Annotated in this window: 14 protein-coding genes; 4 read left to right on the top strand and 10 right to left on the bottom strand. The window is 46.1% G+C overall.

Features of this window, described 5'->3' with window-relative positions; genetic code table 11:
• Positions 1-9: 9 nt before the first annotated feature.
• From ACHUFW_RS09335 to ACHUFW_RS09320, 4 genes are all read right to left on the bottom strand, one after another.
• Complete coding sequence (locus ACHUFW_RS09335) at positions 10-930, bottom strand: Gfo/Idh/MocA family protein (protein WP_394202462.1); 921 nt, start codon at positions 928-930, stop codon at positions 10-12.
• A 41-nt stretch (positions 931-971) separates the two neighbouring features.
• The gene (glnG, locus tag ACHUFW_RS09330; RefSeq protein WP_394202460.1) at positions 972-2,384 is read right to left on the bottom strand and encodes a nitrogen regulation protein NR(I); all 1,413 of its coding nucleotides are present in this window, start codon (positions 2,382-2,384) and stop codon (positions 972-974) included.
• Positions 2,385-2,425: 41 nt separating this feature from the next.
• Entirely contained in the window at positions 2,426-3,481 is a 1,056-nt protein-coding gene (glnL, locus tag ACHUFW_RS09325; protein WP_394202458.1) for a nitrogen regulation protein NR(II), read from the bottom strand.
• 128 nt (positions 3,482-3,609) lie between these two features.
• Positions 3,610-4,149 (bottom strand): DUF4124 domain-containing protein, encoded by a 540-nt coding sequence (locus ACHUFW_RS09320; RefSeq protein WP_394202456.1) that lies wholly within the window; start codon positions 4,147-4,149, stop codon positions 3,610-3,612.
• A 530-nt stretch (positions 4,150-4,679) separates the two neighbouring features.
• Here ACHUFW_RS09320 and ACHUFW_RS09315 point away from each other — a divergent pair.
• Positions 4,680-6,776 carry a S8 family serine peptidase gene (locus ACHUFW_RS09315; protein ID WP_394202454.1) on the top strand — a complete coding sequence of 699 codons (2,097 nt, stop codon included), beginning with the start codon at positions 4,680-4,682 and terminating at the stop codon, positions 6,774-6,776.
• An 88-nt stretch (positions 6,777-6,864) separates the two neighbouring features.
• On the opposite strand, the gene ACHUFW_RS09310 is transcribed toward ACHUFW_RS09315, so the two are convergent.
• The gene (locus tag ACHUFW_RS09310; protein ID WP_394202452.1) at positions 6,865-7,335 is read right to left on the bottom strand and encodes an Lrp/AsnC family transcriptional regulator; all 471 of its coding nucleotides are present in this window, start codon (positions 7,333-7,335) and stop codon (positions 6,865-6,867) included.
• 136 nt (positions 7,336-7,471) lie between these two features.
• Between ACHUFW_RS09310 and ACHUFW_RS09305 the strand changes: the two genes are divergently transcribed.
• Complete coding sequence (locus ACHUFW_RS09305; protein ID WP_394202450.1) at positions 7,472-8,665, top strand: PrnB family protein; 1,194 nt, start codon at positions 7,472-7,474, stop codon at positions 8,663-8,665.
• Positions 8,665-9,774, top strand: coding sequence for an aminotransferase class V-fold PLP-dependent enzyme (locus tag ACHUFW_RS09300; protein ID WP_394202448.1), 1,110 nt, complete (start codon positions 8,665-8,667; stop codon positions 9,772-9,774). The genes ACHUFW_RS09305 and ACHUFW_RS09300 overlap by 1 nt, the downstream gene beginning before the upstream one ends.
• Before the next feature lie 20 nt (positions 9,775-9,794).
• Here ACHUFW_RS09300 and ACHUFW_RS09295 read toward each other — a convergent pair whose 3' ends face one another.
• From ACHUFW_RS09295 to glnA, 5 genes are all read right to left on the bottom strand, one after another.
• A complete protein-coding gene (locus ACHUFW_RS09295) occupies positions 9,795-10,229 on the bottom strand; it encodes a hypothetical protein (RefSeq protein WP_394202447.1) in 435 nt (144 codons plus the stop codon).
• 40 nt (positions 10,230-10,269) lie between these two features.
• Entirely contained in the window at positions 10,270-10,584 is a 315-nt protein-coding gene (locus ACHUFW_RS09290; RefSeq protein ID WP_394202446.1) for a helix-turn-helix domain-containing protein, read from the bottom strand.
• Positions 10,585-10,597: 13 nt separating this feature from the next.
• On the bottom strand, positions 10,598-11,122 hold the full coding sequence (locus ACHUFW_RS09285; protein ID WP_394202444.1) for a hypothetical protein: 525 nt from the start codon (positions 11,120-11,122) through the stop codon (positions 10,598-10,600).
• Positions 11,088-11,285 (bottom strand): hypothetical protein, encoded by a 198-nt coding sequence (locus tag ACHUFW_RS09280; protein ID WP_394202443.1) that lies wholly within the window; start codon positions 11,283-11,285, stop codon positions 11,088-11,090. Before ACHUFW_RS09280 ends, ACHUFW_RS09285 begins: the two co-directional genes overlap by 35 nt.
• A gap of 252 nt (positions 11,286-11,537) precedes the next feature.
• Complete coding sequence (glnA, locus tag ACHUFW_RS09275; protein WP_394202441.1) at positions 11,538-12,947, bottom strand: glutamate--ammonia ligase; 1,410 nt, start codon at positions 12,945-12,947, stop codon at positions 11,538-11,540.
• A gap of 377 nt (positions 12,948-13,324) precedes the next feature.
• Here glnA and typA point away from each other — a divergent pair, with 377 nt between their 5' ends.
• Complete coding sequence (gene typA, locus ACHUFW_RS09270) at positions 13,325-15,148, top strand: translational GTPase TypA (protein WP_394202439.1); 1,824 nt, start codon at positions 13,325-13,327, stop codon at positions 15,146-15,148.
• The last annotated feature ends 94 nt before the right edge of the window (positions 15,149-15,242 follow it).

Genomic DNA, 15,242 nt, shown 5'->3' with positions numbered 1-15,242 from the left:
TGGTTAGCATCAGTTGATTTGTTGCAGGATCTGCTCGCACATCAGGTGGCTGGCTAGTTGGTCTTCCAGCTGTTGCCAGTCTATCTGAGGACGGCGAGCATGGTCGAGCCAATGGGCAATCATATGTTCGAAACCTCGGCTATGCAGATAACTCGTCCAGTCGTTAAAGCCAAGTTTTCGGCATTGTTCTGCCTGGTAGTGTTGCCCAGACATCAGGTTATCAATCTGAATCTTCTCATGATTTCGATAAACCAATAACTGCTCCTCAGTCACGCCACTTTGACGATTCATCGATGCTTCAAATAGGCGATTTTGATGGGTAAATTGCACATGAATGCGCTGTAATTTACCTTGACTCATTTGGCTATTTACCTGCAGCGATGTTGGTATCTGCTGTGGTGACAGTTGAGCTAAAAATCGTAAACCATCTACCAAATGAATGAAGTCATCAAAGATAAACTGTCTGGGTTCAGCTGCTAAGGCGACGCGATTTTTCTGCCAGATAACATGCTGGTTCTCTGCTGTGCCTAATGGGGCGATTAACGGTGCAAAGCGGCGGTTAAAGCCGACATACAACAAGGTATTGTGCTGCTTTGCGGTATCCACGAGTCGCTGGCATTGTTCGGCATTGTCACACAAAGGTTTATCAACAAACGTAGCAATGTTGGCTTCAAGACATGCCTGGGCCAAGGCAAAGTGACTCGCGGTGGCTGAATGAATCATTACCGCATCGGGTTTGATGGCAAGTAGGCTATCTAAATTGCTATGGCCTTGAGTGATACGGTATTGCCGCTGTAGCTGAGCAAGTACTTGGGGATTTCGAGTACACAAAATCGGCTCGACCAGAGGATGGTTGGCGAGCACGGGCAGATACGCTTTTTGGGCAATATCTCCCAAGCCAACTAAAGCAATCGTGAGTTTGTCGGTCATTAATGGTCATCGTCCTTGATAGTCGTTAGGTTAAACGCTGATTATACATCCATTTCTAACTCTTTTAGTTTACGGGTTAACGTATTGCGTCCCCAACCGAGCCTTTTGGCGGCTTCTTGTTTATGGCCATTGGTATGTTTGAGCGCGGTTTCTAATAAAATACGCTCAATGGCGGGTTGGACATCGGTGAGCAGATCACTGTCTCCCTGACTTAACCTTTGGTCAATAAACGCGGTTAGCGCTTGTTGCCAAGACCCCTGATGCTCATCCGTCGCATGTAGGCTTTCGCTCGGTTGATCAAGCAGCTCGGGAGGCAGATCTTGGGGTAAAATTTCTTGCCCCGATGCCATCACCATTAGCCAGCGGCAGGTGTTTTCTAATTGACGCACATTACCCGGCCAAGGCAGATTCGACAGTGTTTGTGCGGCTTCGGGAGTCAGTATCTTTGGCTCAACACTGATCTCTTTGGCGGCAATAGCCAAAAAGTGGCGCGCTAATTGGGCAATGTCTTCACGACGCTGGGATAGCGGTGGCAGATGAACTCGTATGACGTTTAGGCGGTGGAATAGGTCTTCGCGAAACTCGCCTTTTGCCACTAATGATTCTAGATTTTGGTGGGTAGCGGCAATAATACGCACATCCACTTGCACTGGAGAGTGGCCGCCGACGCGATAAAACTGTCCATCGGCTAACACTCGCAGTAAACGCGTTTGTACATCTAGGGGCATGTCACCAATTTCATCTAAAAATAGCGTGCCATGGTTGGCTTGTTCAAACCGCCCTTGGCGAATACCCGCAGCACCGGTAAATGCGCCTTTTTCGTGACCAAATAACTCTGACTCAATCAGATCTTTTGGAATAGCAGCCATATTGATGGCGATAAACGGTTTGTCTTTGCGGGGGCTATGTTTGTGTAGCGCGCCAGCGACTAGCTCCTTACCGGTACCAGATTGCCCGTTGATCAACACGCTAATTGATGAGCGCGATAGCCGGCCAATAGCGCGAAAGACTTCCTGCATTGCAGGGGCTTCACCGATAATCTCCGGTGTTTTAACCGCATCTTCAGCTTGACTCGATGGCGCTTGTTCGTTGGCGTGGGTTAGGGCTCGCTCCACTAATCCGATGGCTTCATCAATATCGAAGGGTTTAGGCAGATATTCAAAGGCGCCTGCTTGGTAGGCGCTGACGGCACTATCGAGATCGGAGTGCGCTGTCATAATAATGACCGGGATGTGAGGATAGTGCAGCTGAATCCGTTCCAGTAAGGTGAGGCCATCGGTTCCGGGCATGCGAATATCGGAAATGATCACCTTAGGCTGGGTGAGCTCTAGTGCTTCCCATAATGATTCGGCTGCGGCGAAACTGGCACAACTGATTTTGGCACCTTTTAAGGCGCGCTCTACCACCCAACGTATTGAGTTATCGTCATCAAGTACCCATACTTTTTCAGTCATACTGCTCACTCCCGCCTTGTGAAAAGCTATTCGTCATAGGGCTAACCGTTTAGTGGTAATAAAATTGTGAAAGTGGTTGCCCCCGGCACGGAACGACAGTCGATACGACCGCCGTGTAGTCGTGCAAAGTTGTGGGCAATCGATAGACCTAGGCCTGAGCCTTGCTCTCTGCCTGTTACCATTGGGTAAAACAGGGTATCCATTAACTCCGGTTTAATGCCCGGACCATCGTCAATAATCGACAATAACAGCACCAGTTTGTGTCTCACTGTGCCAATGGTGACCTGGTGTTGAGTGCGCGTTTTAATGCGGATATTGCCACCGCTGTTTTCCAGTGCTTGCACTGCATTTTGTACAATGTTGAGTATGGCTTGCTGCAATTGATCTTGATCCATCGCCATATCAGGAATTGACGGATCATAGTCTTGTATCAGCTTAATATTGCTAGGCAGTGCTAGACTGACTAGCTTAAGCACTTTTTGAATCACTTCATGGATGTTGTGCTGGCTGTGCTTAGTGGGCTTTTGCGGACCAAGTAGCCTATCGACTAAATTACGTAGCCTATCGGCTTGTTCAATAATCAGGTCGGTAAACTCGCTTAACTCAGGATCTTGCAGCTCCCGTGATAGTAATTGCGCCGCGCCGCGTAAGCCTCCTAACGGGTTTTTAATTTCGTGGGCTAAGTTGCGCACTAAATATTGCGCTGCCTGTTGTTGCGCGTCCAAGGAAAGTTGCTGGTGGATACGACGCTGCTGGTCAACCTGGCGGATCTCCAATAGTGCCAAGTTTTCATCGCTTAAATCCAATGCTTGCTCTAGTGGCGTTAAGGTGATGTCTACGGTGTGTTGCTGACCATCTAAGGTAACTAATGGTGCAGTATTGACGGTGAGTCCTTGATGATCGGCGAGTGCACTGGCCAATAGCTCAGCATCGACACCTAGTACTTGGTAGCTATCGACAAAGTTATGATCGGTTAGCCTATGGGTGCCCAAGCCTAATAGCTGTTCGGCGGCACCATTGGCATAGCGAAGCTTTAACTCGTCATTGATGACGATCACCGCGGTAACTAGGTGATTTAGCAGCTCATCAAATTTCATTTGTCACTCCCAGAAAGCGATTGCACCATTATGGTGCACCAATTTGGTGCACGCTGCAAGCGATGCTCACCGGGACGTGGTAAGGTTAAGAAGTTCTTAAGTTACCGAATTTTAAGCAATTGTTCTAATTATCCTCCAAGAGGCATAACTCTTGGGGTTGCTTTTATGGTTGCCCGGTGAAGATAAATGGTTCTTTTCTCTGAGGATGCAAGTTGTTTGCCGTTTTGTGCGACAACTTTTATTTCAAAGCTATGCTCGCCTCTATCGACATTATTTAGGGCAAAAATTGGACTGGTTTGCGGCGGACCTTTGACCTTGTCGTCCATGACGAGTACCAACACGTGGCCGGCCGCCAGTTTGGGACTAATCGTCGCCATAATGGTGACATCGCCATTGTTATCACGAATCGTTTCTTCTTCGCTTGGGCTACTAATGTTTATGCGGTAGCTAGGTTGCGCTTGAGGCTCGGGCTGCGCATTTCCCTCGATAACAGGTTTGGCAGGTAGGGCGACATTGTTTTGCGTGTTACCTTTAAACTCGACCGCAGTGGCGTTTTCCACTGGCTCATCGGAGTAATGCACCTTACCGTCTTTATCAACCCATTTATAAACGGTTGCTTGGGCAAACGTTGTCAGTATAAATAATGCCAGTATCACTGCGGTACGCATAAGCTGTCCTTTGTTGCGCGGTGGTGCATATTATCTAGATTAGCTGTTTTTTACTCAAAAATCATGGTGCAGTCATCACTGTTATTGGGCGTTAAAATACTGCGACGACTTATACCCTATGAATATGACACTGAGAGAATCGCTATATATCCTTGCTCTATATGTCATAGCTCTAGGTTATAGGGTTTTTGTTGTTTAAAATTTACACAGCAAAAATCCGCTGTTGTATCCTGTCGCTGTACTTGATTCTAAGTCAGTGTTTCCTTGAATGTTATTGTGAATTGCTGAATTTTTACTCTAACTGTACCTAAATATTTACGCACTTTTTTACTTGTGCTGTAAACCTGTAAAGTCACCTTAACAGCTTGATAATTCGTTTGACTGGCTTGGTAAGTCACGCTTAATTAAATGCGGGCAAAGTGAATAATTAATTACTTCTTTGCTTGTTAGACATGTAAATACACGGCTCCTGTTGACGTGTTAAGTTGTCGCGTTTTCACAGCGAGCTTCACACAATGTGAAGGTACACAATGAAAACAATAAATAAACAAAAACTACCCTTGGCAGCAGCTTTTACCCTGAGTCTGGTTGCCGCCGCAGTTAATGCTCAAACCCAGAGCATGTCAGAACCTGTGATCAATAGCAGTGAAGCACAACGATTTATCGTGCAGATGACCGATCGCAGTATATTAAATTTACAGCAGTCAAAATCGTCACCCGCCGCGGTGAAACAAGCCAAAGTTAATTTGATGCAAACCACCGCAGCTTCGGTCGATGCTGATGTGGTGTTGTCATTACCTCAAATTAATTCAATGGCGGTCATGCTGGATTCTGAGCAGTATCAAGCCCTAGCCAATGATCCAAATGTGGCGCTTATTGAGGTCGATCCTAAGCGTTACTTAATGGCTGAAAGCTCACCCTATGGTATCGGCATGGTGCAAGCTAACCTCGTGTCTGATAGCCAAACAGCCAACCGCAAAGTGTGTATTACCGATACCGGCTATGACTTAGGTCATGTTGATCTGCCTAACGCTGGTGTGACGGGTGATGATGGTTATGGCAGCAACAATACCGGTAATTGGTACAACGATGGTAACGGCCATGGTACCCATGTAGCTGGTACCATTGCGGCGATTGGCGGTAATAATCAAGGTGTTGTTGGGGTTAATCCATCGGGGTTGATTGGCTTACATATTGTCAAAGTATTTAATGACAGTGGTAATTGGGCCTATGGTTCAGACTTAGTTGCTGCGATTAACCAATGTGTTAATGCAGGCGCTGATGTTATCAGTATGAGCTTAGGTGGGGGCGGGTCATCTTCAGCCGAGCGCCAAGCGTTTGCTAATGCCGCAAGCCAAGGTGTATTAAGTATTGCTGCTGCGGGTAACGATGGTAACAGCACCATGTCTTATCCGGCATCTTATGATGAGGTCATGTCAGTGGCCGCGGTTGATAGTTCTGGCACCAAAGCGTCTTTTTCGCAATATAACTCTCAAGTTGAGATTGCTGGACCGGGCGTGAATGTTAACTCAACTTGGAATGACGGCGGCTATAAGTCCATCAGTGGTACGTCAATGGCGACTCCCCATGTTGCAGGTGTTGCGGCCTTGGTTTGGAGTCACTTCCCGAGCTGTAGTCCGGCTGAGGTACGTAATGCATTAAATATGACTGCCGAGGATCGCGGTGCAAGTGGGCGTGATACCTCTTATGGTTATGGTATCGTCAAAGCTAAAGCAGCCTATGACTATCTCGCAGCGAGCAGCTGTGGTGGTGGTAATCCGGTCGATCAAAAGCCAGTGGCTAACTTTAATAGTACGGTCAGTGGTAGCACTGTGACCTTTGCTGATGCATCAAGTGATGATAAAGGAATCACAGCTTATGCTTGGGACTTTGGTGATAGCAACTCTTCGAATGAGCAAAACCCAACTCATACTTATGCAAGTAATGGTACTTATCAAGTGACATTAACTGTGACTGATACTGGCAATCAGACCAATAGCAAAGTGGCTAGCGTGACGATTGGTACTGGCGGTGGTGGTTGTGATGGCCTAGCGGCATGGAGTGCAACAACAAACTACGCTATTGGCGATACGGTTGCATACCAAAACAACAAGTATGAATCAATCTGGTGGTCTACAGGTGCCCGCCCTGACGTTTACTCTAACGTATGGGCAAACCGCGGTGAATGTAGTGGTAGCGGCACACCTAATCAGCCTCCAGTGGCTAACTTTGGTGCTGCAGCTTCTGGTTTAACTGTTAGCTTCACAAGCCAGGCTACTGATGACAACGCAGTGGTGAAACATGCTTGGCAGTTTGGTGATGGCAGTGCTTCAAGCCAAACTAATCCGGTGCACACTTTTGGTGCAAGTGGTGATTATCAAGTGAGCTTAACGGTTGAAGATGCTCAAGGCTTGAGTCATACCCAAGTGCAAACGGTTTCAGTGACTGATGGTGTGCAAGGGTGTAGTGGCCTAACAACGTGGTCTGCTGGCGCCATTTATAACACTGGCGATCAGGTTGCGTACAATGGCGTTAAATACACGGCAAACTGGTGGACGCAGAATGAAAATCCTGCTGAAAACTCTGGTCAGTGGGCTGTGTGGACCAACAATGGTAGCTGTAATTAAGCGCTAACAAAGTTGTTATTCCACAGTAAATACTTCGCTTCATAAGCGTTGAAGCCAGCCCAAGCTAACGTCGCTAGCTTGGGCTTTTTTAATTGCGAATTGGCAGTTGCTTCTTACTAAAGGTCTGTTTCAATACTACACTCGATTCGATACTGGCTATGCATTTGAGCTCACCTAGGCGCTGTTTCACAAAGCTCTCATAGTCGGCTAAATCTTTGGCGATGATTTTAATGAGGTAATCGTGGGCGCCACTGATGACCGAACATTCTAAAATTTGTTCTAGATCTGTTGCCGCCTGTTCAAACTGATTAGCAAAATGTGCCGAGTTCTCTTTGAGACGCACAAATGCATACACGGTGACATTCAGATCTAACGCGCTTGGGTCAACATCGGCACCATAACCTTTGATGACACCATTTTGTTCCATTTTTCTAATACGTCTCAAACAAGGGGTGTCAGACATATTGAGTTTATTGGCTATTTCGGCAATGGCGATTCTGCCATGTTGCTGCAATATCGCTAAAATGCTGAGATCTTTTGCATCGCATCGATGTGACATGATTTTATCTATATTCACTAAATTTTAACTAATTTATATCGAAATCCACCATAAATAAAATGATATTCATTGAATATTGGTGAAATGCAATTCGGTAATGCTGTTAGGCTGGTATGTCCAAATAATAATCATAACTATGGAGCAAGTCGTGAGCCCAGATTTACAAGCATTCGATAAGTGGATTCGAGAGGATTTTGTCGAAATTAATTCGCATTTAGAGCAGCTTTACTTACAACAAGATGATCCTGCTAATGTGGTTGGTATTGGTGACACCGAAAAGCAGCAATTAGAGCTGCAAGGGCGAGAATTAATAAAATGCCTGTTAGCTGAAGGCAATACCGATGAAGGCTTCGACAGTGCTTTTGATTTGCTTGGTAATGTGGGTTTGTATATGGCGGCTTGTCGTCGCCATGAGATAACTGAGCCCTGTCGTGAGCGAACATCGCCCTTGATTGAAGCTTCTGCGCTGGCAATGCATATTGGCGCCTCTATTGGTGTCACCCCACGATTTGCCACAGCGCACTTAACGACCCATAACCGTGCAGTAAACGGGGTCTATAAACGTTTCACCGATTTGGCAGATGAGAAGCTGTTTGTCGATTACAATACCAAAGGGATTTTAGCTTATAAAAGAGCCGCAGATGCGTTACTGAAAATTCAATCCCTCGGGGTATCGCATCCTATTACCGCTGATCTATTGCAAGTGGCAGAAACGGCTTTAGATGATGTGCTTGCATCAAATCAAACCTTGTTTGAACAGCTCGATACCGATATGTTCTTCTATTGCGTACGACCTTATTACAAACCGTATCGTGTCGGCAGCCAAGTCTACCGTGGTGCCAATGCTGGCGACTTTGCTGGGATAAATGTTATCGATCTGCAATTGGGTTTATGCTTTGCCAATGAGCCTGCTTACTCACAAATGTTGGTGGATAAATTCTTGTATATGATGCCGGAAGATCAACGTATTTTGCGTGATTGCATGCGCCGCACCAGTATTATGGATGAATTTTTAAAAGCAACAGGCGAGCAAAGTAGTGCTTGGTATCAGCAAAACTTGCGACGCTTTCTGGCGGTCTGCGAGCGTCATGGTGAAACCGCGATCGCCCACCATGATCAACTTGTTGAGAAGTATATTGCCCAGCCATCAAAAGCGTTGGCGCAGCAACATATGGAAAAGGTCACAGCGAGTGGCCCGCCATTACCTGTGTTACTTGATGCGTTGGAAAAGTTACGCGACCGCCGTGCGGCGAAGCAGCGCGATGATATTCGTACGCGATTTGATGATATAAGCCGTTTAACTGCCACTTTAACTGACGCGAGTGCCTGATGCATCGACAAGATTTTGTATTACCCAAAACCACCTATTTGTTGAATCACTCGGTGGGACGACCGTTAGCCAGCAGCCAAGCAGCATTTGAACAGAGTTTTCTTGCGCCGTGGCAAGATTTGGGCCGTGAGCCTTGGCAAGCATGGCTGGGTGTGATCGAGCAATTTAGTGCTAATCTGGCGCGTTTGTTAAACAGCCAAGCGAGTCAGTTTTGTCCCCAAGTGAACCTGTCGAGTGGTTTAACCAAGTTATTGATGTCATTACCACAACTTCAGCGTAAAGGTGTGAAGTTGTTGATGAGTGAAATCGACTTTCCAAGCATGGGGTTTGTACTGCAAAAAGCCTTACCGGATGCTGAAATTTGTTTTGTGCCAAAGGCCGCAGATGTGACCGATATTCAAGTGTGGCAACAATACCTTACTGCAGACATGGATCTAGTGTTTATCAGTCATGCCTATTCTAATACCGGACAGCAAGCGCCTATTGAAGCGATAGCGGCGATGGCACGTCAACATCAGGTGCTGTCTGTTGTTGATATTGCACAATCGGTTGGCGTGATTCCCATTGATTTGGCCCGTTTACAGGCTGACTTTGTCATTGGCTCATCGGTTAAGTGGCTCTGTGGTGGGCCAGGCGCTGCCTATTTATGGGTGAGTGAGGCACAACTTGAGCAGTGTCAGCCGATGGATGTGGGATGGTTTAGCCATGACAATCCTTTCGAATTCGATATCCATCAGTTTCGTTATCATCCTACCGCTTTGAGATTCTGGGGCGGTACGCCATCGGTGGCCCCCTATGCATTTGCATCTCACAGTATTGGCTATTTTTCTGATTTAGGCGCCCATGTGGTTCGAGAGCATAATCAGGCTTTGATTAGCTTGGCGATGCAGCAATTAGGTGAATTATGTGTGTCGCCAATGAAAGAGTCGCAGCGCAATGGCACCTTAATTGTCGATCTTGGTCAAGACAATCAAACTGCACTGACAGCATTAACGCAAGCAGATATCAGTGTTGATGTGCGTGAAGCAGGCTTGCGCATTTCACCGCACATATACAATACCGCCGATGATATGGCGCATTTAGTCGAGGTGATCACCAGCGTTAAATAGTCAATCTTGGTGGTATCAGGTCAAGATTCGTCGCGACAGGTTGATGGAATGTGAGTATCACTGCGGTGCACGGTGATAATTTCAATCACACCGTCATAATCGGCGGCAAATCCATCTTGGTATGCCGGATGACTTTGGCGATCGATGTGATTAATGCTGACCTCAACATATAAAGGTTGGTAAGGTGCACCGCGCTGCTCAGCCAGTTGCAGGCTTTGTTGGTTGAGTGTGTCACTCACAGGTGTGGCGCGTACCCACCAAGATTGCTGGCTGTTGCAAGGACTAAAAGCACTGACCTCGTGACCCCAGTAGTAGCGTCCTGCCACCTGCGTTGCAGCGGTACGCTGCGCAGCTTCTGTTACCTGAGGCTGAGTTGTTTCGTCAGGTGGCAAGCTGCTACATGCACTGAGCAAATACGAAATAATGACGATTAAAACCCACTGTGTTTTAGGCATATTGCTGTGCTCCTTAAACGTCCCATTCGATATGGGGTGATTATCGAAGAAATAGATACATTATGGCGGCACCAATAAAGGCGCCAATACCGGCGGCTAGAATGAGCAACCCTGGCTGTTGATACACTGAAACCGTGGTTAATTGGTGCTGCTCCGGGTGCGGAACTCGGCGCAATACTTGTTGCTCTACCTCAAATACGGCACATAATCCCTGCAAAGTATCATTGGAGGCAGAACCGCCTTTTTCGATACGCTGAATGGTGCGAATACTAATGTTACAGGCATCAGCAAGGTGCTGTTGTGTCCAGCCCCGTTGTTGGCGTAATTGTTTGACGCTAGCGGCGTTAATATCCATATTGGCCTCGCTACTACCCAAATACTACTGCTGCAATGACACCAGCGATAGCACCAAATGCCATGCCGCCAATGAAAAATAAACCTAATTTTTTTAGCGCATCTTTGGTGCTGCCGGGAGAATAAGCTTTGGTTTCGCGGTGCAAGCAGCGGCCATTCTTATATAGTGAGCAGTTGATCTCGCCACGTAAAATGCTAGTGACATTGAACTCGACACGATAGCGATCGCTGCCAATTTCAAATTCATGACGGCTTACTGTTCGGTAGTTGCGAGTTGATGACACTAACTCATCATTTAGATAGATAGTCTCTTTACCCGAATAGCCAGAGCCGTGTATGGCGAAGCGGCGATCTTCATCATTAAAATAAAACCAGTAACCGTTAGATAAGGTGACTTTGTCCGTTTGCGTGTCCATAGGGTGAGTGGATACTAAATTGTCCATGAGTTGCTCCTGATGTTGCCAGTTGATTGGATTATACCAACCTGCATAAAGATTTGGACGCTCAGCGAGAATTGGGTGCTTCTGAGGCAAGGTCATTAAATGCTCCTGCATTAATGACATTCACCACATCCATGTGGCTTGCGACGAGTGAAGAACATAGTTGTTCTACGGTTAAGCTCGTTAACACAGCATCAGGAGCACTAAAACTCGCCATTCTGGCGCGTTTTTGGCTGCCTACTTCTGCGTTGAATAACTTCACAAGGGAACAACCATTATTTCAGTTATTCGCCTTGAATTAGCTTGCCAAAAGCGCGCTGAGTAGACCAACTTCTTATGCAGGTTGGTATAGAATGCAAGTTAACCACTTTGGGGAGAAGTAAGCGCCGACAAGTTTATGACAGACAGGCAAATGTCATATGACATTTGATATGACACCAGTGTTTATTTTGTTGAAATTTAACAACAAAAAAGCCGCCATAAAGGCGGCTTTAATGCAGTGATAAGTGACCGATTACAAGCTGTAGTAAAGGTCAAACTCAACTGGGTGAGTGGTGTTATTAACACGCTCAACGTCTTCAGACTTCAGCTTGATGTAAGAGTCGATGAAGTCATCGTTAAATACGCCACCTTTGGTCAAGAACTCACGGTCAGCATCTAGTGACTCAAGTGCATTTTCAAGTGAAGTTGCAACTGTTGGAATTTCAGCTGCTTCTTCAGCTGGAAGATCATAAAGATCTTTATCCATTGCTTCACCTGGGTGGATCTTGTTTTGGATACCGTCAAGGCCTGCCATTAGCATCGCTGAGAATGCTAAGTATGGGTTTGCCATTGGGTCACCAAAACGTAGCTCGATACGACGTGCTTTAGCGCTTGGTACTACTGGAATACGGATTGAAGCACTACGGTTACGTGCAGAGTATGCAAGCATTACAGGCGCTTCAAAGTGTGGAATCAGACGCTTGTATGAGTTAGTCGCTGGGTTAGAGAAAGCGTTAATTGCGCGAGCATGCTTAATCACACCACCGATGTAATAAAGTGCAGTTTCAGATAGTCCGCCGTATTTGTCACCAGCAAACAAGTTAACACCATCTTTAGCAAGTGATTGGTGAACGTGCATACCGCTACCGTTATCGCCAACAACTGGCTTAGGCATGAAGGTTGCTGTCTTGCCATAAGCGTGAGCAACGTTATGGATAACATACTTAAGCACCTGAACTTCATCAGCTTTAAGTGTTAGAGTGTTGAAACGAGTTGCGATTTCGTTTTGACCAGCAGTCGCCACTTCATGGTGATGAGCTTCAACAACTTGACCCATCTCTTCAAGTACAAGACACATTGCACTACGGATGTCTTGTGAAGAATCAACTGGTGCAACTGGGAAGTAACCGCCTTTAACGCCTGGACGGTGACCCATGTTGCCATCTTCATAGCTAGTGCCTGAGTTCCATGCAGCTTCTTCAGCATCGACTTTGTAGAAACAACCAGACATATCTGCACCGTATTTAACATCGTCAAATAGGAAGAACTCTGGCTCAGGACCAATCAATACAGTGTCAGCAATACCTGTTGAACGCATGTACTCTTCGGCTTTTTTAGCGATAGAGCGTGGGTCACGGTTGTAACCAGTCATAGTGCCTGGTTCAAGAATGTCACAGCGAATGTTAGCCGTGGTTTCAGCAGTAAATGGATCCAGTACGAAACTTTCTGGATCTGGCATTAGTACCATGTCTGATTCGTTGATGCCTTTCCATCCAGAGATAGAAGAACCATCGAACATTTTGCCATCTTCAAAGAAATCTTCGTCAACTTGGTGAGTCGGGATAGATACGTGCTGCTCTTTACCGCGAGTATCGGTAAAACGTAAATCAACAAACTTTACTTCTAAGTCTTTTAGTTGCTGTAAAACTGATGCTACTGACATTCTTAAGTCTCCGAGTAGGGTAAAGGCTAAGCCTTCTATCTTTATCTATAATTAAATATCTTTTGCGCTCACCGCGAATCTGGAATTTATATAGCTAGAGTTGTGCCAATTTTCTAAGCCTATGTTTTTAAAGGTATATGTGTTTTTTAAGCTCGCGAGGGATAACCGTTTTGCACTATTGTGGTGCAGGGTGTGCACTTTGTTGGTGCTTTCCCCAAGCTGGTGCAGAGATGACAGAATGGCGTGATTCATAGCTGACTAAAAAATAATCCTGTGCGAGAGGGCTCAGCTAGAGTAGAATGGCACGTTTTTTATTGCAACAGCTATGCTTAAGGCTGTTACAAATCCCCCTATATTTGATGGTAAGAGGTCTATCCGTGTTAGAGAATTTACGTAACATCGCCATTATTGCACACGTTGACCATGGTAAAACTACCTTGGTTGATAAGTTGCTGGCACAGTCTGGAACCCTTGAAACTCGAGGTGAGGCCGCTGAGCGGGTGATGGATTCCAACGATCTAGAGAAGGAACGTGGAATCACGATTCTTGCGAAGAACACCGCCATCAAGTGGAACGACTATCGCATTAATATCGTAGACACCCCTGGTCACGCCGATTTCGGTGGTGAAGTAGAGCGTGTTCTGTCTATGGTTGATAGCGTATTGCTATTGGTTGACGCGGTTGACGGCCCAATGCCACAAACTCGCTTTGTCACTAAGAAAGCGTTCGCTCAAGGCCTGAAGCCGATTGTTGTTATTAACAAAATTGACCGTCCAGGTGCACGTCCAGATTGGGTTATTGACCAAGTTTTCGATCTGTTCGATAACTTAGGTGCTACCGACGAGCAATTAGACTTCCCAATTGTTTATGCTTCGGCACTTAATGGTTTCGCAACGCTTGATCCTGATGAAGCTGGCGAAGACATGACACCACTGTTTGAAACCATTGTTGAGAAAGTATCTTCTCCTGATGCGGATGCAGAAGGTGATTTCCAGATGCAGATCTCACAGCTAGATTACAACTCATACGTGGGTGTGATCGGTGTTGGTCGTATTAAACGTGGCAGCGTGAAAACTAACCAGCAAGTGACTATCGTTGATGCTGAAGGCAATACACGCAACGGTAAGATGGGCCAAGTTTTAGGTTACATGGGTCTAGATCGTCACGAAGTGAGCGAAGCCAATGCAGGTGATATTGTGGCGATTACTGGTTTAGGTAATCTGCAAATTTCAGATACCGTTTGTGCAACTACTACAGTAGAAGCATTACCAGCCCTGTCAGTTGATGAGCCTACATTGACAATGACTTTCCAAGTGAATACGTCCCCGTTTGCTGGTAAAGAAGGTAAGTACGTGACTTCACGTAACATCCTTGAGCGTCTAGAGCAGGAATTAGTACACAACGTTGCACTACGCGTTGAAGAAACTGACAGTCCAGATCGTTTCCGTGTATCGGGTCGTGGTGAGCTTCACCTATCTATCTTGATTGAAAATATGCGTCGTGAAGGATACGAGCTAGCGGTATCACGTCCAGAAGTTATCATCAAAGAGATTGATGGTGAGAAGTGTGAGCCTTATGAAACACTGACTGTGGATGTAGAAGAAGAGCACCAAGGTACAGTGATTGAAAAGTTAGGCATGCGTAAAGCTGATATGCGTGACATGCAGCCTGATGGTAAAGGACGTATCCGTATCGACTTTATCATTCCAAGCCGTGGTTTGATTGGTTTCCAAACCGAATTTATGACAGCGACTTCTGGTACTGGTCTGATTTATCATTCATTTGACCACTATGGTCCAGTGAAAGGTGGTGATATCGGTCAACGCCAAAACGGTGTGTTGATCTCTAACGCAACAGGTAAAGCACTGACGTTTGCATTGTTTGGTCTACAAGATCGTGGTCGCCTGATGATTGGCCATGCTGCAGAAGTTTATGAAGGCCAAGTGATTGGTATTCATTCACGTGCAAACGATCTAACAGTTAACTGCTTGAAAGGTAAGCAGCTAACTAACATGCGTGCATCAGGTACTGATGAAGCACAAGTATTAACTCCGCACATTCAAATGACCCTTGAGCAAGCACTTGAGTTCATTGATGATGACGAGCTAGTAGAAGTGACGCCAGAGAACATTCGTGTTCGTAAGCGTCACCTGACTGAGAACGATCGTAAGCGTGCAAGTCGCGCTGCTAAAGACGCTTAATCTGTCTTGCACCTAAATGGTGCAGCAGCTTTGTAAATCCTAAAGCCCTGAATACATAAAGTATTCGGGGCTTTTTTTTGCACAGGGATGTGCT

The organism is Shewanella waksmanii, assembly GCF_043643685.1.
Taxonomy (GTDB): domain Bacteria; phylum Pseudomonadota; class Gammaproteobacteria; order Enterobacterales; family Shewanellaceae; genus Shewanella; species Shewanella waksmanii_A.
This window is presented reverse-complemented; position numbering and strand designations above follow the sequence as displayed.

Excerpts from the sequence above, each read along its gene's own strand:
- ACHUFW_RS09300 (WP_394202448.1), top strand. The coding sequence starts at position 8,665 with ATGCATCGACAAGATTTTGTATTACCCAAAACCACCTATTTGTTGAAT.
- ACHUFW_RS09290 (WP_394202446.1), bottom strand. The coding sequence starts at position 10,584 with ATGGATATTAACGCCGCTAGCGTCAAACAATTACGCCAACAACGGGGC.
- ACHUFW_RS09295 (WP_394202447.1), bottom strand. The coding sequence starts at position 10,229 with ATGCCTAAAACACAGTGGGTTTTAATCGTCATTATTTCGTATTTGCTC.
- ACHUFW_RS09320 (WP_394202456.1), bottom strand. The coding sequence starts at position 4,149 with ATGCGTACCGCAGTGATACTGGCATTATTTATACTGACAACGTTTGCC.
- ACHUFW_RS09305 (WP_394202450.1), top strand. The coding sequence starts at position 7,472 with ATGGAGCAAGTCGTGAGCCCAGATTTACAAGCATTCGATAAGTGGATT.
- glnL (WP_394202458.1), bottom strand. The coding sequence starts at position 3,481 with ATGAAATTTGATGAGCTGCTAAATCACCTAGTTACCGCGGTGATCGTC.
- ACHUFW_RS09315 (WP_394202454.1), top strand. The coding sequence starts at position 4,680 with ATGAAAACAATAAATAAACAAAAACTACCCTTGGCAGCAGCTTTTACC.
- ACHUFW_RS09335 (WP_394202462.1), bottom strand. The coding sequence starts at position 930 with ATGACCGACAAACTCACGATTGCTTTAGTTGGCTTGGGAGATATTGCC.
- ACHUFW_RS09310 (WP_394202452.1), bottom strand. The coding sequence starts at position 7,335 with ATGTCACATCGATGCGATGCAAAAGATCTCAGCATTTTAGCGATATTG.
- glnA (WP_394202441.1), bottom strand. The coding sequence starts at position 12,947 with ATGTCAGTAGCATCAGTTTTACAGCAACTAAAAGACTTAGAAGTAAAG.
- ACHUFW_RS09285 (WP_394202444.1), bottom strand. The coding sequence starts at position 11,122 with ATGACCTTGCCTCAGAAGCACCCAATTCTCGCTGAGCGTCCAAATCTT.
- glnG (WP_394202460.1), bottom strand. The coding sequence starts at position 2,384 with ATGACTGAAAAAGTATGGGTACTTGATGACGATAACTCAATACGTTGG.